We start from the raw sequence: 22329 nt of genomic DNA, 5'->3' as shown, positions 1-22329 counted from the left end.
ATCCCTTGACAAAGCACTGCGACGCCTCCTATTTTTCCTCTGCCATCCTTAATTACCAAATATTTCCAGCGAAATAAGCTCGGCGAAATTCAACGTTTTCGCCTCATGCTCTATGGGTTATTTAGGTATCCATAGTAGATAAATAGCGCTCAAATTGAATCGACTTTGTCAGGAATGGAAAGTTGAATGTCAGCCGCTTCATGCTGGTAATTGCATTTGAATTTCGACGCTTTTTTCAAGGCGTTATTACCGGTAAACGCGGCCCCCGCGTAGTGTGACGTTATCATTCGAAGGGGTATAACAATGCATCCGGACAGTAAACCCAGCGTGGGCTTGAGCCGCAGTCGGAGCCAACTGCGCCATGCAGCCGCAATCGCTATTGGCGTGCTGGTGCTTGCGGGTTGCGGCGGCGGCGATAGCAGCCCATCCTCGTCTGCGGCGAGCGCGCTGAATCAGGTTTCGGCAAGCGCGAAAGCCGCCGCGCAAACGCCAAACTCGCCAAACGCCAACCAGCCCTATACGGACCCGATCGCATACTCGCCGAACGCCACTGATGGCCTTGCTGGGTCGCAGGTCGCCGAAAAAGCCGCGATCATGCATTACCAGTGGACCTCGGGCAAAACGACTATCAACTACACGACGACAACCGGCCACCTGACCGCCTCGGACGCAAACGGCAATCCGGAGGCGACGATGTCGTATGTCGCCTATACCGCGCCGGGCACGAACGGTTCGCCGCGGCCAGTGACGTTTGTCTATAACGGCGGACCTGGTTCGTCGTCGATCTGGTTGCGTCTCGGCTCGTTTGCGCCAACGCGCGTCGCCACCCCCGATCCGCTGCTCACCAACTGGCCGAACTTTCCGCTCGTCAACAATGCAGAGAGCCTGATCGATACGACGGACATGGTGTTCATCGACCCGCCGGGCACGGGCCTTTCGGAGGCCATTCTGCCGAACACGAACCAGAAGTTTTGGGGCTGCGATCCAGACGTGAACGTGATGCGCGATTTCATCAAACGCTATCTGGCAGTGAACAACCGCAGTAGTTCGCCGATCTATCTCTACGGCGAATCGTATGGCACGCCGCGCACCGACATGCTTGCGCTCGCGCTCGAAGCGGCGGGCGTGCAATTGACCGGCATCGTGCTTCAGTCGTCCATCCTGAACTACTTTGCCGATGCGATCGAGGCGACCGCCATCACGGATTCGACGGCTGGTTTGCTGCTCGATACCGATACACTCGCGGGGTATTACCCCGGCTATGCCGAGGTGGCCGCCTACTTCAATCTGGTTTCGCCGCCATTGATCGATCAAGGCCTCTTTGCGTTGCAGTCGGAGATCTTCGCGACGGGCGAGTACCGGCATTTCCGGAAATATGCGCAATCGTGGGTGCTGAGCCAACTCGGCATTCCCGACGCGCTCGGCAAGCCAGTCTTTCCGCCCGAGAAAACATTGGATTCGTGGCGCTGGCCTTCGAGCCTCACATTGCAGGCGCTCAACGGTTACTTCAACGTAAATCCGTTCAATAATGAACTGATCCCAGGCACGACCATCGGTCGTTACGACGGGCGCGTATCGTTGCCGAATTCGGATCCGCGCTTGCAGAGCGACGGCGACCCATCGGACATCCTTATCTCGCAGCCGTTCACGACAGCACTCGCAACGCAAATGCCAGACTATCTCGGCTACACGGCGCCGAATGCGACGTACATGCCATTGAACGACAACATCATCGAGGTGTGGGACTTCTCGCACGACGGCCAGCCGCTGCCCGATACGCTGCCCGACCTGCTCGGCGCGATCCAGCTCAATCCGCAGCTGAAGGTGCTATCAGAGAACGGCTATCACGATCTCGCTACGCCGTTCTTCAATACGGAGAAGCAGCTTGCGCGTCTGCAAACGGTGGCCGGTTTGAGCCCGAACCTGCAGGTCAACTTCTTCCAGGGCGGACACATGATTTATCTGGACGACGTGGCACGCCCGAAGATGAAGGCCGATCTCGTGAGCTACTATGGTGGTCAACCCATACCACTGGCGCTTTCGCTCTGGACGCTTCCGCAGCCGTGGCCCGACGAGAGTCCCGCGGGTACGCCGACTTCCACGGCAGTCGCTGCAGCGGGCCAATAACCTCACAGGCCGGGGTCTTTCGTCGAGCGTCGATAATCGATAGTCGCTTGAGGCCCGCTCCTCACTCATTGAAGGCGAGCGATCATGTCTACATTCAAAAAGCTGTGGTGGGTTGTGCCGCTCATGCTTTGCGCGGTTGCTGCGGTCACGACAGGCAATGCCCAGGCGGCAACGCAGGCTGTGGCGCCCGTTCAACTTCCGAAGGGCGGCCACGGTGTGGATGGCCCATTTTTCCCGTCGAGCCGGCCAGCGCCGCTCACACCCTCCACCGGTACGCAATTGCAGCAACAGGCGCAACAGCGGGTGGAGGCTCGGCTGGGCGCGAATTCCGCATTGAGCAACGGTGCTTCGATCACGAAAGCTCAGGCGCAAAGCAGCGGGCTGGGGTATATCGCGCAGCATTTCGACCAGATCGACACGGCGCATACGGGCCGGGTGTCGATGAGCGACGTGCGGCAATATCTGCAGAAACAGGGCCAATGAGGCCGCAGGTCTGTCGCGCTGCAGTGATCGGCGTCGTGAGCGTGCTGGCGGCGGGGCCAGGCGCTCCCGCCAGTTTCGCGCTCGACGCCGCTTCCATCGTGCTGCCTCAAGATGCACCGCACTACGAGGTGGGGGATAGCTGGACCTTCGAGCGGTCCGACCCGTTGTCCGGTAAGAGTCGAACCTTTACGCAAACCGTGACGTCCGTCCATGCCGACGGCAGTGCATCGCTGCTGATCGGCCCTGGCGGCGGGCGTCTGGAACTTACCTCCGAAGCCAATGTGATTCCCAACGGCGCTGACGCGCGTGCCTGCGGGATCGCGCTGCATTTTCCGCTGCGAGCCGGCGAGCGCTATGAGGCAGACTGCATGGCCACCGCCCCTTCAGGCATGAGGGTGCAGCGCCGAGCCCAATGTGAAGTGGACGGCGTGGAAACGGTCGAGACGAAGGCGGGCGCTTTCTCCGCGATCAAGATCACGATGAGCGGTGTTTGGCAGCCGCAGTACGGCCCGGGCGGCGGCCCGATGGAGGAGACGCTCTGGTATGCCCCGAGTGTCAAGCGCGTGGTGCGTGAAGAGTTTCAGGGCCGTTTGGCCGGAAGGGGCGCGCCCGCGACGAACGCAATCGAACTGGTGCGCTACGCAGTGAAGCCGTAACGCCTTTCTCATCGAATTTGCCTGCACACGAAATCTCCACCTGTTCGCTCTCTCCACCAAATGATGGAGGCGCAAGCGTGCGCGGTTCCATAGGCTTAGGAAGCGGATCGCTCACCGGCACGAGCCAGGGCCTCCGTCGACGACTGATTTGGCCCGCTGCGCGTTGCGAATCCAGGCGCCTGATACGGTGACAAGGAGATGACCATGAAGCTCAAGCATTCAAGAATTTTGTCGGTAACAGCCTTTGCACTTCTCTCGCTCAGTAGCGCCGCGCAGGCCGGCGGCCTTTGTTCGAACGCAACGTTAAGGGGAGCTTACGGATTTCACGGTCATGGTGAAATTCTTGGCTTGCTGGATAGCAACAACAAGCTGCACTCGTTTGCCTCACCGTCGACACTCGATGACGTCGCCATAGTGACATTCGACGGCTCAGGTAAATTCACACGCACCGACTTCGGCATGATCAATGGCTTGCCGAAAGGCGGCCAGACTGCCTTCAATCCGTATCAGAGCGGCACCTACACCGTGAACTCCGATTGCACGGGGATCATGAAACTGGTTTATGGCAGTGGCGGCCCGGTGCCGGCCGGCGTGGAGACCGACCTGCAAATCGTGGTCTCCGACGACGGGACGCTCATTGAATCCGTTGTCTACAAAGCGTATTCGCCGTCGTCCGGGCCGACCGCCGACGGCACGACGTGCCCGCCGAATTGCGATCAAGGTGTGCAGGAGCAATTCGAAGGGAAGAAGGTACTCATTTACGGCTTCCGTTGAGCGCGCCTCTTGCTTTCGGGAGGGCCGCGTTGCACGTATTCGCTTCGTGCAACGTGGTCTTTCCATCGTCGCGATTCTTCGCTTCGTCTCTCTTCGATATCGTTAGCGCTTAGCGCAGCGAGTAGCCCCGGCCCTGCATGCAAGCATCCCACGCCTGGCGATAGCTAGCGAGCGCCTGTTGTTGCGCCGATTCCATCTGTGCGTTCTGCGCCGCCGCGGCACGCCCCTGGCGCCGGTGCGCTACGCCCCCAGCAACCGTGCCGGCCACGGCGCCGATGGCCGCGCCGTGGCCGGCGTCGCCGCCGATCGCACCAGCGGCGGCACCAATGGCCGCGCCTCCGGCGGCGCCCCGGACGCGTTGGCCATTCGGCGCTTGAGTTTGCGGCGCAGCGTTTGCCACGACCGCTGGGTCAATGCCCGTTTTCTGTTTTGCCCACGCATAGCAAGCACCTTCATCGGAACTTTGCTGCTGGGCGCTTTGGCCTTTCGACGGGTACACGACGGTTTGCTGCGCAAGTACCGGAAGTGCCGTTCCCGCGATCAGTATTGCGGCAGGAATAAAAGCAATGCGATTGATTCTCATGGAAACTTTTCCCATAGTGGCCTGGATAAGTCGGCAGAGAATATCTCGTGCTCATTCGATAGCGTAGGTAGTTGGATCAATAAGCGTTGTTCCCGTTGATGCGTGTCAATGGAGGGCAAAACGAAGCCGAAGATCGCGGGTCGCGGCCGCATTTGATGTATCGGCTTTTGCGTAAAGCAGGGAGATGGCATGCGACAAATATTCTGGTTCTTGCGCAACTCAATTCGGCTATTGATTGACTGTCAGGCAAGCAAGGTGTGTGCACGGCTCCGCGCGATTGCGGCGTGGCCAATGGTACGCTTGGGGTTCTCAAGATCACCCGGCTGGAGATTGCCTATCATGAAGCGCTTGCGCTGCGCAGCGTTCCTCGTCTTGCTTCTTGCCGGTTGTGCCTCATCGCCGCCGCCCGCTGCCGACACGGACACCTACATGCTGCACATCCCCGATGGCGCAAAGCCCGGTGCACCCACCTCGAAGCGGCCGAGGCTCACCGTGGGCGTTAGCGATCCCGACACGCAACTGATTCTTCCGTGGTTCCTCAACGACATCATCAACTTCGTGAATTACCGCTAGTCCTCGCTCTTTCACCGACGGTAGCGCCAGGTCTGGGAAGCGGCCCGCAAGTTCGACTACCGGCGCAACAGTCTGGCCGCCGAATTTCGCAGTTGCCGCTCCACGTCGATTGATTTCGTGGTTCCCGACCTGACCAATTCGTTCTTCATCGAACTGGTCTGCGCGTTCGAAGACCACGCACTCGAATCCGGTTACCGGTTCATCCTCGCGCATGCCCAGGAGGACCCTGAGCGGGCGCGTACGAAATAAACTTCGTGCGCGCGCCGTTTCATTCAAGCTCGCGCATTTCAGCGTCCACGCGCAAGCCAACTGTCCACCGATTGCACGCCTTCGACCGAAGCCGCGGTGCGCTCGGCCAGCGCGACCTGTTCGTGCGCGTCTACCCATCCGAGCAGCGTGACGGTGCTTCCTCGAGCAAAGACAAATACATGAGAAGTGTTGACCCCATTGCGCGCGAAAGCGACCCGGACGTTGTGCGCCAGTTGCGGGTTGCTTGCGCCCGAGTCGGTTTGAGCCTTAACGGCCGGCACCATGGCGCTGGAAATCAGCAATGCGAGCGTGGAAGTGATGATGGCTTTCACGATACCTCCTTGCAGTGTGGCAGAAGTGCCGGTCAACTCCGGCAGCAAGTCTTCCGGTCCTCTTCAACGCAGGGCCGCGGAAGTCAGAGGGCAAACCAGCCCGCGCAGTGCGCGGCGTACTGATCACCGCAATGGTGCGTCGAGGGTTTTGCCAGCCGGGCATGGAACGGCAGTGCCGTCGCCCGGCGAAAGTTGCGCTGGTGCGTGCTGGTGCATTGCGTTCGGACGGGACGTCGCGCGTGCGACGTGGCGGGGAACAGCGGGAGTCGAGGCGCGGGGTTTTGCGTGGCGCTATGGTCTGAAGCCGGAAAGCCCGCGGGATGCATTCACAGTCCCGCGCTGAGCGTGCTTACCGGAGAATCTCAACTCGTTGCCCGGCAGGGTATACGTTGATCATAGTCGCTATTACCCAGGCTTGCTGGTGACAGCGCTATCAGCAGATCTGGAACGCTGCGGACGCAACGGGCGAAAAATTCTCGTTTTGTCGTTGCAACTTCACAACATCAGAGCGTGGCGTTTGAAAGCGCTGTCAAGCGCGATTTGGCCGAAGTAGCACGGGTGTTCGGTACATTTCCCTCGCCGCGCATATTTTCCCTCACGACCGCAAACGGATTTGCGCGCTTTGTGACCATAACGGGATGGTCACAAAGCAGGGGTCTACTCCGGGGCCGGGCGGCGCGCAACTGTTATCGGTAACAGCGTTTTCCCTGGACTGCCGGTTCGATACACGGGGCAGGGGCGTCCCTATAATCGCCTCGAAATGTGATTTGGAACATTTCAGTGAGGCAGCCTGGTAGGGAACGTGTAGAGCGCACGCGACCTGCGCGGTTTGGAGACGCCAAAATATATATAGGATATCTAATGAAAAAGAAGCTTATTGCTTTGTCGGTGATGGCAGCTGCGACGACGATGGCGCACGCGCAGAGCAGCGTCACGCTGTATGGCCGTATCGACAACGGCGTGCAGTATGAAACCGGCCTGCCGGGCGGCAACAAGTTCTCGGCACAGAGCGGCGACTGGGGTTGCTCCTGGTTCGGCCTGCTGGGTTCGGAAGATCTCGGCGGCGGGACGAAGGCGGTGTTCCAGTTGGAAGGTCAGCTCAATACGATGACGGGCGCCTCGGCGGGCAACCTGTTCGGTCGTCACGCCACGGTGGGCTTCAGCAACGACCGCTTCGGTCTGTTCAAGATGGGTAACCTCGGCGCGGGCGAACTTGCGCAGGACAGCTGGGGCGCGGACCCGCAGCTGATGCAGCGTTACGCTATCTCGACGCTGGTGCGCGGCCGTAACTGGACGAGCACGTCCAACGGCGCCGAATATGATTCGCCCACGCTGTTCGGCGGTCTCGTGTTCAAGGGCCAGTATTCGCTGACCAACAACACGAGCTGGAACTCGGCGCCGGTCAACGCGCAGGGCGTGCCGACTGGCCAGGGCCGCACGAACGCGATCGAAGGCATCTATACGTGGGGCAGTGGCGACTTCCGCGTGATCTATGACGAAGTTCGCGGCGCAGACGGTTCGTTCAACAACGTGTATTCGGCTTCGCGCTCGATTCTCGCCGGCGGCACGTACGTGATCGGTCCGGTGAAGATTTATGCCGGCTACCAGCACCTGAGCGCACCGAGCGCCACCAACGCAAGCATGGGCGTGACCGATGCGTCGCAGCCGGCTGGCGTGCGCGCACCGACGACGGTGGACCACGAATGGATCGGCGCTGGCTGGCAGGTAAACGACGCTTCGGCGATCACGGCTGCCGTGTTCCACGCGAACGCGAACAACGGCAACGGCAACGCCACGCTGTTCACGCTCGGCACGACGTACAACCTCTCGAAGCGCACGTTCCTGTACGCGGAAGCCGGCTACGTGCACAACAGCTCGACGTCGAACATCAACCTCGGCAACGGTTCGTACGGCAACAACAACTTCGACGCGACGACGGGCACGTCGTCGAACGACAACCCGAACTACGGTCACAGCCAGACCGGCGTGTTCGCGGGCATCATGCATATGTTCTGATTTGACTTCGTGTGACCTGTAGTTGTTGTGATCTCTTTGTGTTAGGTACTGCTTAATTCTCTTTCATAGAGAGGCCGGTGCGATCTCTCCTCCACCCTGGTCGCACCGGCTGCTTTTTCTGCGGGTTTTTCTCTTAGTCACTTCGAATTCGTATCTGGAAACGCTTTTTACGGAATTTGAAAGCGCTTTCATGAAAATGTTCAGGCGGAACTCATGACCGATGGCACCAACGAAGCACCCGGCGCGCCCAGTGTCCAGAGTGGACCCACTCCGGGTCCCAACGTGACGCTGGAAGAAATTGCGCGTGCAGCCGGTGTGTCTCCGAGCACGGTGTCGCGCATCCTGAACGGCACCGCGCGTGTTCTCCCCGAAAAGCAGCGCGCGGTGGAAGAGGCGATCGCGCGGTTCAATTATCGTCCCAACGTGCTGGCGCGCAGTCTTGCGAGCGGCCGGACAGAAACCATCGGCGTCCTGACGCAGGCCGTATCGAGCCCGTTTTACGCCGAGTGGCTGCGCGGTATCGAAGAGGCGCTTTCCGAGCCGGGCTTCACACCGATTTTCGTGAGCAGCCGCTGGAATGTCGTCGACGAAAAGGCCCGCCTCGAAGAATTCGTCGCGCGCCGTGTGGACGGCATCATTCTGTTGCACGCCCAACTCGACGAACCGACGCTCACCGAATACTCGCGCTACGCGCCCATGCTCGTGCTTGGGCGCTCGGTGCAAAACGGCATGGCGCTAGCAGGCCTGCCGATCGACAACCTGCACGGCGCACGCGACGCGACTCGCCATCTGATCGAGCAGGGCCACCGCGAAATCGCGTTTATTGCCGGCCCGAGCAGTCACGAGGACGCGATCGAGCGTCTCGACGGTTACCGCATCGCACTGGAAGAAGCGGGTATAGGCTTCGACGCCGACCTGGTCGAGCAGGGCGATTACCTTGAAACAGGCGGACTCGCAGCAATGGAGCGGCTGTTGGTGCGCCGGCCGTCGTTGAGCGCGGTGTTCTGCGCGAACGACCAGACCGCGTACGGCGCGCGTCTGGCGATGTTCCGCCGCGGCGTGCGCGTGCCCGAGGATGTGTCGCTGGTCGGCTTCGACGATCTGCCGACTTCTTCGTACATGACACCGCCTTTGACGACGGTGCGCCAGCCGACCTATGAGATCGGCCGTCTCGCCGCGCAAGGCATCGTGCAGATGATCCGCAAGCAGCCCATCGCGCTGAGCCCCATTCCGCTCACGCTGGTGACGCGCGAAACGACGCGTCGAATCGGGCCGTCGTTGAGCCGGGGAGACACGGGTGCATAACGTGTGTGTCCACATCGGGCCGTTTTTTTAATTTTGCGGTGAAAGCGCTTTCAAACAACAGGGCGCGGCAGGCAGGTCGTCAAGCATTGCGAATCAATACAACAGGGGAAGTAGTTCGTAGCAGCAGGGGAGCATTTGAACGTCACTCACAAACGTTTCACCAGGAGACATGTAATGAATTTCCGTTTTTCAGGCGCTGCCGCTGCCGTTTTGCTCAGCCTGGCTACAGTGGCTGCGCATGCCAACACCACGCTGTCTGTCGCGGTTTTTCCAAAGCTCGATCAGGAAATCAAGGACGCGATTCCCGCGTGGAAGAAGCTGCATCCGGACGTCGACATCAAGGTGTCGTCGCTTGCGATCGCCGATCACCACAACGCGATGACCACCGCGCTCGCAACGAGTTCTGACCTGCCCGACGTGATGGCCGTCGAAGTCGGCTTCATTGGCCGCTTCGCCGCAGGCGGCGGTCTCGAAAACCTGGCCAAGCCGCCTTATAACGCCGGTCAGTACAAGAGCCAGTTCATCAACTACACGTTCGCGCAGGCTACCACGCAGGACGGCCAGATTGTCGGCATGCCGGGCGATATCGGCCCGGGCACGCTGTTCTATCGCAAGGACATTCTCGACAAGGCGGGCGTGACCGAAGCCGACCTGACCAAGTCGTGGGACTCGTATCTCGCGGCCGGGCAGAAGATCAAGAAGGCGACGGGTGCGTACCTGATGGCGTCGTCGCGCGATATCGAAGACATCTATATTCGCGCCGACCTGAAGGAAGGCGACGGCGTCTACTTCGACAAGGCCGGCAATCCGGTCGTGACGTCGCCGCGCTTCGTGAAGGCATTCGAGCTGGCGAAGAAGGCACGCGATCTCGGTCTCGACGCGAAGATCACGCCGTGGTCGAACGAATGGGCCGAAAGCTTCAAGCGCGGTACGGTCGCCACGCAAATGATGGGCGCATGGCTCGGCGGCCATCTCTCGTCCTGGATCGCACCGGATACGAAGGGTCTCTGGCGCGCAACGAATCTGCCCGACGGCGCTTATGCCTCTTTCGGCGGCACGTTCTGGTCGATTCCGGTGAAGGCCACGCAAAAGCAACTGTCGTGGGAGTTCATCAAGTTCCTGACGACGCGTCCGGACGAGCAGCTCGCTTCGTTCCGCTCGATCGACGCCTTCCCGGCGCTGCTTTCCGCGCAGCACGACGACTTCTTTGCGCAGCCCGTGGCGTTCCTCGGCAACGAGAAGGCTCGCCTGATCTGGCGTGATGCGGCCTCGCATATCCCGGCGATCCAGCGCAGCAAGTATGACCAGGTTGCCGAAGAGGCGGTCCACTCGGCGCTCGACAAGGTGGTCGACAGCAACGAGGACATCCATCAGGCGCTGCAGGAAGCACAGGCTGAGATCACGCATCGTATCCGCCGTTAAGCGGTTTTGATGAAACGGCGCGGCGTACACCGCCGCGCTCTGAAGCCCGCTGCAACAGCGTGGCCGGTCACCCAGGCCGGCCACGCCCGAATGGACGGAATTATCGATGAACTCTCCTCTGCCGACAACTGAACAGGTCTCCCGGGAAGGACTCGTGCGCGATACGCTTGCGCCGCTCGCCCACGCTCGTGGAAGACCGCGGCTCAATCCGGTCAAGTTCGCGCCCTATCTGTTTCTCGCGCCGTTTTTCCTGCTGTTCGCCGTGTTCCTGGCATTTCCGCTGCTGTTCTCGCTGTATCTCTCGTTCCAGAGCTGGGACGCGACAGCGGGCCTGGCGAGCATGAAGTGGGTGGGCCTGTCGAACTTCACGTTCACGCTGACTGACCCCTGGTACTGGAAATCGCTTTACAACACGGCTTCGATGGCGGTCATGTCCGGCGTGCCGCAACACCTCATTGCACTGCCGCTGGCGTTCTTTCTCCAAACCGCATTTCGCCGCTGGCGCAATTTCGTGGTCGGGCTGTATTTTCTGCCCTTCATCACGTCGAGCGTGGCGATCGCGCTGATTTTTTCGTCGCTGTATTCGACCGACTTCGGAATGATCAATCTCGCCATTACCGAAATCGGCAAGATTCCGGGGCTGCACTGGATCGTGCCTTCGAAACCGATCGAGTGGCTGTATAACCCGGCGAATGTGAAACCGGCGGTTTCCGTGGTCGTCTTCTGGCGCTATGTGGGCTGGAATACGGTGCTTTATCTGTCCGCGCTGCAGACCATTCCGAAGGACATTTACGAAGCGGCGCGCATTGACGGCGCCAATGGCTGGCAGCAGTTCACGCGCATCACGATTCCGCTTCTCAAACCGATGATCTTCTTCGCGGTCACGCTTTCGATCATCGGTGGGCTGCAGCTGTTCGAAGAGCCTTTCATCCTGCTCCCGAACGAAGGCATGGGGACGAGCCAGTCCGGTCTGACCACGGCGGTCTACATGTATCGCACGGCATTCCACGACGGCGACTTCGGCACGGCCAGTTCGATTGCGTGGCTGCTCTTTATCACGATTTCCGCGCTGATGTGGCTCAACACGCGCATTTTCCACCGCAGCGGCATGAAAGATGAGGCACAGCCATGAAACTGTCGAAAAACAAGGCGCGTTATACGGGTTACGCCGTTGTGCTGGCGGGCGCGGTGCTGATGTTCTCGCCGTTCTGGTTCATGTTCGTCTTCGCCACGCACACGAGTTCCGAGATTTTCTCGATGCCGCCGCCGCTGTGGTTCGGCAACGCGTTTCTCGATAACATGGCGTCGCTCATGCGTCACATTCCGTTCTGGCGCAATCTGGGCTGGAGTTTCTACACGGCCACGATCCAGACCGTCCTGACGCTGCTCGTCACCTCGATGGCCGGTTACGCATTCGCGATGTATGAGTTCCGCTTCAAGAAGACGCTCTTTGCCGTTGCGCTCACGGCCATGCTGGTGCCTCCGTTCCTCAGCATGATTCCGACCTTCATGACGATGAACCTGCTCGGCTGGATCAATCAGCCGCGCGCGCTGTATGTGCCCGGAGCGGCTGCCGCGCTCGGCGTGTTCCTCATGCGGCAGTACATCTCGTCGGCCATTCCATCCGACCTGATCGAGGCGGCGCGCATCGACGGCTGCGGCGAGTTCCGCATTTACTGGAGCATCGTGCTGCCGCTGCTCGGGCCGGCGCTGGGCACGCTCGGGCTCATCAGCTTCATTCAGGCCTGGAACAACTTTCTCTCGGCGCTCGTGGTGCTGCGCTCGCCTTCGATGTACACGCTGCCCCTCGCGCTGCGCATTTTGCAAAGCCCCACTAATTCAGACTGGGGCGCGGTGATGGCCGGCTCCGCGGTCGCCGTGGTGCCGTTGCTGGTGCTGTTCGCTTTCACCTCGAGGCGCTTGATCGACGGTTTGACGACCGGCGCGGTCAAGGCCTGAGTTTCTCTTCATTCATTTCATGCCCGCTTACGTAAAATACATGCCAAAGCGGACACGATTAATCAGGATACCTATAGTTATGTCGACGTTTCGATTCAAGGAAGACTTCGTTTGGGGCGTGGCCACCAGCTCGTATCAGATCGAAGGCGCAGCCCATGAGGACGGCCGTGGCGAATCGATCTGGGACACGTTCTGCCGCGTGCCCGGCAAGGTCGTGAAAGGCGAGAGCGGCGACGTGGCCTGTGATCACTACCATCGCGTCGAAGAGGATCTCGATCTGATGGCGAAAATGGGCGTCAATGCCTATCGTTTTTCGATTGCGTGGCCGCGCGTGCAGCCGGATGGTCGCGGCGCGTTCAACGAAAAGGGCCTCGCGTTCTACGAGCGTCTGGTCGACGGCTTGCTCGAGCGCGGCATCCAGCCGTTCGCGACGCTGTATCACTGGGACTTGCCGCAAGCGTTGCAGACGGAGCAACACGGCTGGGAAAGCCGTGACACGGCTTATCATTTCGCCGACTACGCTCGCAAAATCGGCAGCGTGCTGGGCGACCGCGTGGCTTCGATCGCCACGCACAACGAGCCCTGGTGTACCGCATGGCTCGGCAACGCAACGGGCTACTTTGCGCCGGGCAACGCCGACCTGAAGAAAGCGGCGCACGTGGCGCATCATCTGCTGCTTTCGCACGGCCTTGCCGTTCAGGCCATGCGCGCCGATGGCGTGAAGGCGCCCCTTGGCATCGTGCTCAACCAGTCGCCGGCACACGGCGCGACCGACGCGCCTGAAGATCTCGCTGCCGCATCGCTCGAATACGCGAAGTTCGTGCGCTGGTACATGGACCCGATCTTCAAGGGCGAATATCCGGCCGAAGCGTTGCAATGGTATGGGGCGAACGGCCCGCAAGAGGTGATTCGCGAAGGCGACTTCGACATCATCGGCACGCCGCTCGACTTCCTGGGAATCAACTACTACACGCGAATTTTCGCGAGCGCTTCGGGCGACAGGCGTCCGCCGGGCGTGCACGGCTTCACGGACATGGATTGGGAAGTCTATCCGGAAGGCCTGACCGAGTTGCTCACGAAACTCAATGCCGAGTACCAGCTGCCGCCGATCTATATCACCGAGAACGGCTGCGCGTCGAAAGACGTGCTCGAAAACGGCCGCGTGCAGGACACCGACCGCATCCACTTCCTCGATCTGCACCTTGCCGCGCTGTCCGATGCCGCACAACAGGGTGTGGATGTGGCGGGCTATTTCGCATGGAGCATGCTGGACAACTTCGAATGGGCGTCCGGTTACGACAAGCGCTTCGGCATGGTGTATGTCGACTACGAGACCCAGAAGCGCACGCTGAAGGACAGCGCACACTGGTATAGCGAGGTCATCGCGGAGCACGCTGCCGCCGAGACAGCGCGCTAACGCGGCCACACAGACAGCACCGTAGCCCGCGCGAAGAAGGAAGACACCCCAACCTCGCGCGGGACGACAAGCAAGAGCACTAAGGAGGACGTAACAATGGGCGAACTCGTATTGCGCAACGTCGTGAAGACGTATGGCGAAGGTCCGCAGATCATTCAGGGCATCGATCTTCATATTCCGGACGGACAGTTCACGGTATTCGTCGGGCCGTCGGGTTGCGGGAAGTCGACCATGCTGCGCATGATCGCCGGGCTCGAGGAAGTGAGCGGCGGCGACATTTTGATCGACGGCGTACGCGTGAACGATCTGCAGCCTGTGGATCGCGGCGTGTCGATGGTGTTCCAGAGCTACGCGCTCTACCCGCATATGACGGTTGCGGAGAACATGGGCTTTTCGCTGAAGCTCTCGGGCAAGTCGAAGCGCGAAGTACGCGAAGTGGTGGGCCGTACGGCCGAGATCCTGCAGATCACCCACCTGCTCGAGCGCAAGCCCAAGGCACTCTCGGGCGGCCAGCGGCAGCGCGTCGCGATTGGCCGCGCGATCGTGCGCAAGCCGCGCGTGTTTCTGTTCGACGAGCCGCTGTCGAATCTCGATGCGGCGCTGCGCGTGCAGATGCGTATCGAACTTGCGAAGCTGCACCGTGAACTCGGCACGACGATGATTTACGTCACGCACGACCAGGTCGAGGCGATGACGCTCGGCGAGCAAATCGTGGTGTTCAACAAGGGGAACATCGAACAGACGGGCGCGCCGCTCGATCTGTACGACCGGCCCGCGAACCGCTTTGTCGGCGGCTTTATCGGCTCGCCGCAAATGAACATGCTCGGCGCCACGGTCGTGTCGCAAAACGGCGTGCAAACCATCCTCGTGCTTGCGGGTACGAGCCACCGTATTGCGTTGTCGGGCCGTCCCGATCGCGCACTCAATGGCGAATTGACCCTGGGCGTGCGCGCCGAACACCTGAGCATCGGCTTGGCGGACGAAGGCATCGCAGCGCGCGTGGAGCTGGTCGAACATCTGGGCGACGTGTCGATCCTGCACGCGCGCCTCGACGGCATGGCGCACGCCATCGCGCTCAAGCTCGACAAGAAGGACGCGCAGTACGAGCCGGGCACGCGCGTGGGCATCAAGGTGGGCTCGTCCGCGGTCACGCTGTTCGATGCGAAGGGGGCGGCGGTGGCGTTCGAGCGCCCCGAAGTGGGAGAGAACGTTCAAGCCGTCGTTTGATGTGCTGGTTTGCGAAGGGGAAGAGTGCGATGGCGAACAAAGGGTCGAAGGACGATTTCGCGTCCGTTGCAGTGGCGCCGTCCGGGCAGCCCGCGACGCCAGCCGAAACGCACGACGTGACGGACAGGGAACGCGAGCCGCAACGCAACCGCCAGGAGAAGCGGCGCGAGCCGCTGCATGCGTTCATCGTCCACTTCGATGCGGAGCCTTCGTCGAAGCCGCTGCCTCCGGATTATCCGGACTAGCGAGTGTGACGATGTGGGGGGCAGGGATGATTACGAGTGTCGCGAATGGGCGTTACGACTTTTCTTACCGCACATTTAACGTTAGCCGGAACGGTACTTTCTTGCAGTACCCTGTTTCGAACCTCGCAGGCGCTCTTTCCTTGCTGGGCTGGCCTCTGGCGGGGGTTACGCGCACCTCGCGGCATTTCGCCAAGCCCAGGTAAACCACGCATGGCGATGCTAGAACGGTGCATTTAACATCGATTAACGTTAAGGGTAACGTTATTATGTTTCTGCTTAATCGACGGTTTGCAGGAAGGGCAATCATCTCCCCCAACGCTCCGCTTCCCTGCGGCGGCGTCCGTATCGGCAAGCGAGGCGTACACCGCCATTCGCACCTGGCCGCCGGCAAGCAACAAACCCTGTTGTCGTGCCTCGCGGTTCACCCGGTCGCAACTCGGACTGCGTGACGGGCATTCACCCGACAGATCGATTATAGGAAAGGGCAAGGGCCGCCGGGGCTTATTCGGGCGAAAGATGTTACCGGTAAAAACCCGCAGTTCGTTCGTGCGGAATACACCGGAGCTGGGCGTAATTCAGGTAGCAAACCGTTGGGCAACGCCGATAAAGAGCCATTGGGGCGCGAAGCGCAGGTATTTGGTTGCAAGCGCAACGACCCGATGCAATAAAAATCCGATAGAATTTTGATGGGTGGAGAGCGTCATGGAAAAGCGAGTATCCAAAGCCATTTTCAAGTCCCGGGCCTGCGAGCTGTTCCGCCAGGTCGAAACGCTGGGGGAAACCGTCATCGTGACGGACCGGGGACAACCCACCATTGAAATCCGGCCGTATCGCAGCAAGACCGAGAATCCACTCGAGTTGCTGCGCGCGTCGATTACGCATTTCAACCTCAAGCACGCGCTTGCACCGGTCCCCGCCGAGCAGGAAGAGTAATGATCACGCTCGACACGCTTGCGCTCGTGTGCTGGCTCGGCAGGCAGAAAGCGCTGAGTCAGGCCGCGCACGATGCGATCGACCGTGAACTCGATGGCGGCGAGATCCTCATTTCGGCAATCAGCGCGCTCGAAATCGCGGAGTTCGTGAAGGCCGGCAGCCTCGGGCTTTCCATGGACGCCCGTAGCTGGCTCTCCACATTTCTGAAGCTGGATGGTGTGCGCCTGATTCCGGTCGACTCCGAAATTGCGTTCCGGGCGGCGACGCTGCCGCCCGCGCTCACCTCGCATCAGAGGCTGATCGTCGCGACCGCCCGCACGCACGGCGGCGCGCTCGTGACCTCCGATGCGAAGGTGCGCGCCTCGACTTACGTCGAAACGATCTGGTGACGCGAGCGGCGGTGCCGCGCTCGCATCGGTCCGGTCGAGTCGCGCACCACCAGCTCCGCGGGCAGCGTGATGCGCTGCGAAGCGGCGTCGATGCCGGCGATCTGTGCGAGCAGTGTATTGACCGCCGAGCGCGCCATTTGCTGGAACGGCTGGCGAATCGTAGTGAGGGCGGGATGAAACTGCTCGGACATGGGAATGTCGTCGAAACCGATCACGGAAATGTCGTCGGGCACGCGCAGGCCCGCTTCCCTGACCGCGGCGATCACGCCAAACGCGCTCTGGTCGTTGGCCGTGAAAATCGCGGTGGGCGGATCGGAGAGGTTGAGCAGGTCGAATGTGACGTCGAACGCCATCATTTGCGAGAGATCGCCCGCGGCCACCAGCGCGTCTTCGCGCGGCAGGCCGAGCTTGGCGAGCGTGTCGCGATAGCCGCGTTGGCGGTCGCGCACACCCTCGATGGTTTCGTCGCCGGCGAGAAACGCAATGCGCTTGTGGCCGAGTTCCGCGAGATGCTCGACCGCGAGACAGGCGCCCCCGTAATTGTCGACCGATACCGAAGGAAAGCCCGTGAGCGTGCCGCGCTGATCGACCACCACCACCGGCACTTTGGCTGTGGCGAGTGCTTCGAGGCAGAGCGATTCGCGCGGCAGGATGGCGAGAATGCCGTCGGAAAATTGCTGGATCAACCCGAGCAGGTCGTGATGCGCATGGCGGTCTTCGTCGAACACGGTGTACACGAGCATTTCCATGCCCGCGCCGCGTGCCGCGCGGCCCGCGCCGAGCACCAGTTCGCTGGAGAACTGCGTGTCGAGCGTGGGCGTGATGATGCCGATGATGCCGTTGCGGCCGCCCGAGAGTTTCTGCGCGGTGCGGTTCACGACATAGCCGATGTCCGAAGCGATTCTCAGCACTTCGTCGCGCGTTTCGCGCGACACGCCCGGGCGTCCGTTGAGCGCGCGCGACGCGGTCATCTGCGACACCCCGGCCAGCTTGGCGACGTGCTCAAGCGTGGGAGTTTGCCTTGCCATGCGTGGTGTGGGCTTACGAGAGGTCATGTCTGCGAAGACTCGCTCGTGACTCGCTGGTTACTCCGCGGGTTAGTCACTAGTCACGTTAGCGATACCGTTTATGTGCTGGCTATTCTATCAGATGCGCGCTTCTTCAACCGTTGCCGAGCGCACCAACCTTGCGCGCGGCGCAAGCTCCGGCGGGGGCTCACCAGGAAAATCCCGCATAGCCGTAGTTCGTGACTCGGCTTAACATCCACTAACGTTAAGGCTAACGTTAAACCCGCAGATAACTCAGGTAGCTCTCAAAATTCCATAAGAGGGGACACAAACATGGCGTACCCAGGTTTCTCCAAGGCGCGGGCGATTGTCGGCGCCACGGCACTGCTGTTTTCACTGTCTGCCGTAGTTTCGAACGCCGTTGCGGCTGAATCCAAAACGATCACGGAATGGGATCAGCAGACCAATGCGTCGTCGAGCAAGATCATTCGCGACGCCTCGGATCGCTTCGAAAAGGCGGACCCGGGCTACAAGGTCGAGAATTCGCACGTCCTGAACGAGGCCTACAAGACCAAGCTGAAGGTGGCGTTCGGCGCGAACCAGCCGCCGTGCGTGTTCGAGAACTGGGGCGGCGGCGGCCTGCAGGAGTATGTGAAATCCGGTCAGATCGTCGACCTCACGCCGTACCTGAACAAGGACCCGGCGTATCGCAACCGCTTCATGCAGTCGTCGTGGAGCGTCACGACGTACGGCGGCAAGACCTACGGTGTGGCGGCCGAAAACGCGGCGGCCGCGGTGATCTTCTACAACAAGGAATTGTTCAAGAAGTACGGCATCACGCCGCCCAAGACGTGGGATGAACTGATGCACGTCGTGGACGTGCTGAAGTCGCACGGCGTGGCAGCGTTCTCGCTCGCGAACAAGAACAAGTGGACGGGGTCGATGTACTACATGTACCTCGTCGACCGTATCGGTGGTCCGCAAGTCGTGAGCAACGCGATCGCAGGCAAGGGCAAGGGCTTCGAAGATCCGGCATTCGTGGAAGCCGGCAAGCGCATTCAGGAGCTCGTGAAGGCTGGCGCGTTCGCGCCGGGCATCAACGGTCTCGATTACGACTCGGGCGCGTCGCGCCGTCTGCTGTACTCGGGCAAGGCCGCAATGGAACTGATGGGCGCCTGGGAAGCTTCGACGATCGCGAACGAAGATCCGGCGTTCTCGAAGGATCTCGACTTCTTCCCGTTCCCGAGCGTGCCGGGCGGCAAGGGCGATCCGCGCGACCTGATCGGCACGGTGGGCGATGGCTTCCTGAGCATCTCGACCGAGTGCAAGACGCCGGACGCCGCATTCAAGCTGATCCAGGCGCTGACCGACGACCAGGCGATGCAGGCACGCGCGTCGGATGACCACAAGCTCCCGCCGATCAATAACGTCAAGATCGACGATCCGTTCACGCAGCGTCTGCAGCAATTGCTCGCCGCGGCGCCGAGCGTGCAGCTCTGGTACGACCAGGCCCTGCCGCCCGCGTTGGGCGAACTGCACAAGGACACGACGCAGGCGCTGTTCGGTCTGTCGCTGACGCCTGAGGCGGCTGCGCAGCAAATGGAAGCCGCTTCGAAGAAGGGCGGTTGATCTCCAGCACTCAGGAAAAGTCCGGCTGGCGCCGCAAGACGCCGGCCGGCAGACAAGCTCGTGAATATTGCACTTTCCGCCACACCTGAACGCCGGCTGAAGCTCTCATCGCAAACGCTCGTCACGGTCGTGTTTCTTGCGCCGTCGCTGCTGCTGCTGGCCGTGTTCCTCCTTTATCCGCTCGTCTCCAGCTTGCGGCTGTCGCTGCTCGACTGGAATGGCCTCGGCAATACCGCCCACTATACCGGGCTCGCGAACTGGGCGCGGCTCGCTCATGACACGGTGTTCTGGCAATCGCTCAAGAACAACGTGATTCTCGCGTTCGCCTCGATCGTGATCCAGCTTCCTGTCGCGCTTGCGCTCGCCGTGCTGCTGGAAAAGGCCGGTCGTGGCTCGCGCGTGCTCAAGGTTCTCTATTTTCTGCCGCTGCTCATGTCGAGCGTGGCGATCGGCGTGCTGTTCAAGCAGATCTACGATCCGAATTTCGGACCCCTGAACGTCGCGCTGCAGGCATTCGGGCTGGATGGTCTCGCGAAGGACTGGCTAGGCGACCCGCATTTTTCGCTGGGCGCGACCATCGCCGTGATTATCTGGCAGAACGCGCCTTTCTACATGATTCTGTTCCTCGCCGGCCTCTCGTCGATGCCGGCTGAGGTCAACGAGGCGGCGCTGCTCGACGGCGCTTCCGAGTGGACCATCTTCTGGCGCATCAAGCTGCCGCACCTGCAAGGCACAGTGCGCACAGCCGTGCTCCTTTCGGTGCTCGGCTCGCTGCGTTACTTCGATCTCGTCTTCGTCATGACCGGCGGCGGCCCCGAAGCCTCGTCCGAGGTGATGGCCACTTACATGTATCGCACGGTATTCAGTTCGTTCCAGCTCGGCTACGGCAGCACCATCGGCTCGGCGATGTTCCTGATCGTCATCGCAGTGGCGGCGGTGTCGATGTACTTCACGCGTCGCTATGCAACCGAGGTCTGAACCATGAACAAGAGATTCCGCTTCCCCCGCGTGACGATCCCTCTGCTGGCGCTGATCTGGCTGGGTGTCACGACGATCCCGTTTATCTTCATGGTCGTGTCGAGCTTCAAGAGCCAGGAAGAGACATTCACGACTTCTGTGTGGGCGCCGCCGAATCACCTCTACTGGGGCAATTACGCGGCCGTGCTGAAGGGGCCGTTCTTCACGTATTTCCGCAATAGCCTGTTCACGGTGGGCGTGTCGGTCGCGCTGATCGTCATCATCAGCGCGATGGCGGCCTACGTGTTTGCGCGCATGCGCTTCAGGCTGAACAAGCTGCTTTTCGGTCTCGTGGTCGCCGGCATGATCGTGCCGCTGCACGCGACGCTGGTACCGATCTATCTGCTCACGCGTAATCTCGGCCTTTACGATACGCAGTTCGCGCTGCTTGGGCCTTATGTGGCACTCAGTTTGCCGGTGTCGATCTTCATCCTGACCGAGTTCATGCGGCAGATTCCGCGCGAGCTCGAAGAAGCCGCGCAGCTCGACGGCTGCAGTCCGTTCCGCATTTTCTGGCGTATTTTCTTCCCGCTTTCGGGACCGGGGCTCGCCACGGTGGCGATCTTCAACGGCATTGGTCTCTGGAACGAGTTCATCTTCGCGTACATGCTCACGTCGACGTCCGAGCACCGTACGCTGCCGCTCGCGATCTGGGACTTCATGGGGCAATACGCGTCGAACATACCCTCGATGCTGTCTGTTCTCGTGCTCACGTCGTTGCCGTTGATCGTTGCCTACGCATTCGGTCAGGAGCGCGTGATCAAGGGAATGATGGCCGGCTCGCTCAAGGGCTGATTCGCATCGCAAACCGAACTTCGCACAAAACGATATGGCAAGCATTTCCCTCAATAACGTACAGAAGGCCTACGCGAGCGGCAACGCGGTGATCCGCGACGCCAACCTCGAAGTCGGCAAGAACGAATTCTGCGTGTTCCTCGGGCCGTCGGGCTGCGGCAAGTCCACGCTGCTGCGCATGATCGCCGGACTCGAATCGATTACCGACGGCGAACTGCGCATCGACGGTGAACGCATGAACGAGGTCGAACCCGCGAAGCGCAAGGTCGCGATGGTGTTCCAGAACTACGCGCTCTATCCGCATATGAGCGTGTACGAGAACATGGCATTCGGTCTGCGTCAGGCGAAAGTCGACAAGGCCACTATCGACAAGAAGGTGCGCAGCGCGGCTGCCGCACTGCAACTCGACACCTATCTCGAGCGCCGCCCCGCAGCGCTTTCCGGCGGCCAGCGGCAGCGCGTGGCGATCGGGCGCGCGATTGTGCGCGAGCCGGGCGTGTTCCTGTTCGACGAGCCGCTGTCGAATCTCGACGCGGCGCTGCGCGTGCAGACGCGTACCGAAATCGCGCGTCTGCATCGCGAGTTCAGCGAGGCGAGCGCCGTGTATGTGACGCATGATCAGGTCGAAGCCATGGCGCTGGCCGATCGCATCGTGCTCCTGCAGGCGGGCGATCACATGGAGCGGCACGGCAGCGTCGCGCAGGTGGGGGCGCCGCTCGATCTGTATCACCATCCGAAGAGCCGGTTTGTCGCGGGCTTCATCGGCTCGCCGAAGATGAACTTCTTCGCGGGCACGGTGGTGGGTGGCGACGATGGCGGCGTGGTCATCGACCTGCTAAGCGGCGAGCGCGTGCGCGCGCGCGTGGACAGCTCGCGTGCGCGTGCCGGCATGAAGGTGACGCTCGGTGTGCGTCCGGAGCATCTGCGTGTGGCCGTCGATGCGCGCAACGAACAGACGCTGGCGTGTCGCGTGAAGCTCGTCGAGCACATGGGCGAGCACAGCTATATCCACGCGACTCAGACGGGCCCGGCCGCGGCGACACTGATCGCAAAGGTGCCAGGCGACAGCGCGTTGACGCACGATGAAATGGTCAGCCTTGCGCTGCCACCCGAGGCGTGCCACGTATTTGACGATCACGATATGGCGCTGCGACGTCTCATCTAAGTTGAGCGCGGCTTTCGCCGCGCGCC

The 22329-nt window shown here is 61.0% G+C and carries 24 protein-coding genes; 20 read left to right on the top strand and 4 right to left on the bottom strand.

What is annotated here, in order from left to right; genetic code table 11:
• The first annotated feature begins 303 nt into the window (after nucleotides 1-303).
• The 4 genes from M3I54_RS09745 (at nucleotide 304) to M3I54_RS09730 (ending at nucleotide 4040) form a co-directional block, all read left to right on the top strand.
• Nucleotides 304-2127: a peptidase S10 gene (locus tag M3I54_RS09745; RefSeq protein WP_254335152.1), complete on the top strand. Its 1824-nt coding sequence runs from the start codon at nucleotides 304-306 to the stop codon at nucleotides 2125-2127.
• 84 nt (nucleotides 2128-2211) lie between these two features.
• Nucleotides 2212-2610, top strand: coding sequence for a 2-oxoglutarate dehydrogenase (locus tag M3I54_RS09740; protein ID WP_375542120.1), 399 nt, complete (start codon nucleotides 2212-2214; stop codon nucleotides 2608-2610).
• A gap of 23 nt (nucleotides 2611-2633) precedes the next feature.
• Nucleotides 2634-3266 (top strand): hypothetical protein, encoded by a 633-nt coding sequence (locus tag M3I54_RS09735; RefSeq protein ID WP_254335150.1) that lies wholly within the window; start codon nucleotides 2634-2636, stop codon nucleotides 3264-3266.
• A 204-nt stretch (nucleotides 3267-3470) separates the two neighbouring features.
• On the top strand, nucleotides 3471-4040 hold the full coding sequence (locus tag M3I54_RS09730; RefSeq protein ID WP_254335148.1) for a hypothetical protein: 570 nt from the start codon (nucleotides 3471-3473) through the stop codon (nucleotides 4038-4040).
• Nucleotides 4041-4149: 109 nt separating this feature from the next.
• On the opposite strand, the gene M3I54_RS09725 is transcribed toward M3I54_RS09730, so the two are convergent.
• Nucleotides 4150-4623, bottom strand: a complete 474-nt coding sequence (locus tag M3I54_RS09725) for a YMGG-like glycine zipper-containing protein (protein ID WP_254335146.1) — start codon at nucleotides 4621-4623, stop codon at nucleotides 4150-4152.
• A gap of 339 nt (nucleotides 4624-4962) precedes the next feature.
• Between M3I54_RS09725 and M3I54_RS09720 the strand changes: the two genes are divergently transcribed.
• Together M3I54_RS09720 and M3I54_RS44825 are read left to right on the top strand one after the other, a co-directional pair.
• Nucleotides 4963-5196: a hypothetical protein gene (locus M3I54_RS09720; protein WP_254335144.1), complete on the top strand. Its 234-nt coding sequence runs from the start codon at nucleotides 4963-4965 to the stop codon at nucleotides 5194-5196.
• 117 nt (nucleotides 5197-5313) lie between these two features.
• Complete coding sequence (locus tag M3I54_RS44825) at nucleotides 5314-5445, top strand: hypothetical protein (RefSeq protein WP_302058904.1); 132 nt, start codon at nucleotides 5314-5316, stop codon at nucleotides 5443-5445.
• Nucleotides 5446-5483: 38 nt separating this feature from the next.
• On the opposite strand, the gene M3I54_RS09715 is transcribed toward M3I54_RS44825, so the two are convergent.
• Nucleotides 5484-5777 carry a BON domain-containing protein gene (locus M3I54_RS09715; RefSeq protein WP_254335142.1) on the bottom strand — a complete coding sequence of 98 codons (294 nt, stop codon included), beginning with the start codon at nucleotides 5775-5777 and terminating at the stop codon, nucleotides 5484-5486.
• Between the two features lie 861 nt (nucleotides 5778-6638).
• Here M3I54_RS09715 and M3I54_RS09710 point away from each other — a divergent pair.
• The 8 genes from M3I54_RS09710 to M3I54_RS09675 all read left to right on the top strand — a co-directional run bounded on the left by M3I54_RS09710 (nucleotide 6639) and on the right by M3I54_RS09675 (nucleotide 15368).
• Nucleotides 6639-7793 carry a porin gene (locus M3I54_RS09710; RefSeq protein WP_254335140.1) on the top strand — a complete coding sequence of 385 codons (1155 nt, stop codon included), beginning with the start codon at nucleotides 6639-6641 and terminating at the stop codon, nucleotides 7791-7793.
• Nucleotides 7794-8006: 213 nt separating this feature from the next.
• Nucleotides 8007-9098 (top strand): LacI family DNA-binding transcriptional regulator, encoded by a 1092-nt coding sequence (locus M3I54_RS09705; protein WP_254335138.1) that lies wholly within the window; start codon nucleotides 8007-8009, stop codon nucleotides 9096-9098.
• A gap of 174 nt (nucleotides 9099-9272) precedes the next feature.
• Nucleotides 9273-10520 (top strand): ABC transporter substrate-binding protein, encoded by a 1248-nt coding sequence (locus M3I54_RS09700; RefSeq protein ID WP_254335136.1) that lies wholly within the window; start codon nucleotides 9273-9275, stop codon nucleotides 10518-10520.
• 106 nt (nucleotides 10521-10626) lie between these two features.
• Nucleotides 10627-11652 carry a carbohydrate ABC transporter permease gene (locus M3I54_RS09695; protein WP_254335134.1) on the top strand — a complete coding sequence of 342 codons (1026 nt, stop codon included), beginning with the start codon at nucleotides 10627-10629 and terminating at the stop codon, nucleotides 11650-11652.
• The gene (locus tag M3I54_RS09690) at nucleotides 11649-12479 is read left to right on the top strand and encodes a carbohydrate ABC transporter permease (protein ID WP_133183959.1); all 831 of its coding nucleotides are present in this window, start codon (nucleotides 11649-11651) and stop codon (nucleotides 12477-12479) included. Before M3I54_RS09695 ends, M3I54_RS09690 begins: the two co-directional genes overlap by 4 nt.
• A gap of 79 nt (nucleotides 12480-12558) precedes the next feature.
• Nucleotides 12559-13896: a GH1 family beta-glucosidase gene (locus tag M3I54_RS09685; protein WP_254335132.1), complete on the top strand. Its 1338-nt coding sequence runs from the start codon at nucleotides 12559-12561 to the stop codon at nucleotides 13894-13896.
• A 96-nt stretch (nucleotides 13897-13992) separates the two neighbouring features.
• Nucleotides 13993-15123 (top strand): ABC transporter ATP-binding protein, encoded by a 1131-nt coding sequence (locus M3I54_RS09680; protein WP_254335130.1) that lies wholly within the window; start codon nucleotides 13993-13995, stop codon nucleotides 15121-15123.
• A 29-nt stretch (nucleotides 15124-15152) separates the two neighbouring features.
• Nucleotides 15153-15368, top strand: a complete 216-nt coding sequence (locus tag M3I54_RS09675; RefSeq protein ID WP_254335128.1) for a hypothetical protein — start codon at nucleotides 15153-15155, stop codon at nucleotides 15366-15368.
• 575 nt (nucleotides 15369-15943) lie between these two features.
• Here the strand turns inward: M3I54_RS09675 and M3I54_RS44820 are convergent.
• Nucleotides 15944-16072, bottom strand: coding sequence for a hypothetical protein (locus tag M3I54_RS44820; RefSeq protein ID WP_302058903.1), 129 nt, complete (start codon nucleotides 16070-16072; stop codon nucleotides 15944-15946).
• On the opposite strand from M3I54_RS44820, the gene M3I54_RS09670 reads away from it, so the two are divergent.
• Nucleotides 16071-16301: a type II toxin-antitoxin system Phd/YefM family antitoxin gene (locus M3I54_RS09670; protein ID WP_133183963.1), complete on the top strand. Its 231-nt coding sequence runs from the start codon at nucleotides 16071-16073 to the stop codon at nucleotides 16299-16301. The genes M3I54_RS44820 and M3I54_RS09670 overlap by 2 nt on opposite strands.
• Nucleotides 16301-16690 carry a type II toxin-antitoxin system VapC family toxin gene (locus tag M3I54_RS09665; RefSeq protein ID WP_201695153.1) on the top strand — a complete coding sequence of 130 codons (390 nt, stop codon included), beginning with the start codon at nucleotides 16301-16303 and terminating at the stop codon, nucleotides 16688-16690. The genes M3I54_RS09670 and M3I54_RS09665 overlap by 1 nt, the downstream gene beginning before the upstream one ends.
• Here the strand turns inward: M3I54_RS09665 and M3I54_RS09660 are convergent.
• Nucleotides 16669-17718: a LacI family DNA-binding transcriptional regulator gene (locus tag M3I54_RS09660; protein ID WP_254335127.1), complete on the bottom strand. Its 1050-nt coding sequence runs from the start codon at nucleotides 17716-17718 to the stop codon at nucleotides 16669-16671. The two genes, M3I54_RS09665 and M3I54_RS09660, sit on opposite strands and share 22 nt — an antisense overlap.
• Nucleotides 17719-18030: 312 nt before the next feature.
• Between M3I54_RS09660 and M3I54_RS09655 the strand changes: the two genes are divergently transcribed.
• From M3I54_RS09655 to M3I54_RS09640, 4 genes are read left to right on the top strand one after another with little or no spacing between them, the layout of a single operon-like run.
• Nucleotides 18031-19326 (top strand): extracellular solute-binding protein, encoded by a 1296-nt coding sequence (locus M3I54_RS09655; protein WP_254335126.1) that lies wholly within the window; start codon nucleotides 18031-18033, stop codon nucleotides 19324-19326.
• 60 nt (nucleotides 19327-19386) lie between these two features.
• Nucleotides 19387-20304, top strand: a complete 918-nt coding sequence (locus tag M3I54_RS09650) for a carbohydrate ABC transporter permease (RefSeq protein WP_254335125.1) — start codon at nucleotides 19387-19389, stop codon at nucleotides 20302-20304.
• Between the two features lie 3 nt (nucleotides 20305-20307).
• On the top strand, nucleotides 20308-21138 hold the full coding sequence (locus M3I54_RS09645) for a carbohydrate ABC transporter permease (RefSeq protein ID WP_254335124.1): 831 nt from the start codon (nucleotides 20308-20310) through the stop codon (nucleotides 21136-21138).
• Between the two features lie 34 nt (nucleotides 21139-21172).
• Nucleotides 21173-22303, top strand: coding sequence for an ABC transporter ATP-binding protein (locus tag M3I54_RS09640; RefSeq protein ID WP_254335123.1), 1131 nt, complete (start codon nucleotides 21173-21175; stop codon nucleotides 22301-22303).
• The last annotated feature ends 26 nt before the right edge of the window (nucleotides 22304-22329 follow it).

It is taken from the genome of Paraburkholderia sp. CNPSo 3274, from assembly GCF_024206475.1.
GTDB lineage: Bacteria > Pseudomonadota > Gammaproteobacteria > Burkholderiales > Burkholderiaceae > Paraburkholderia.
This window is presented reverse-complemented; position numbering and strand designations above follow the sequence as displayed.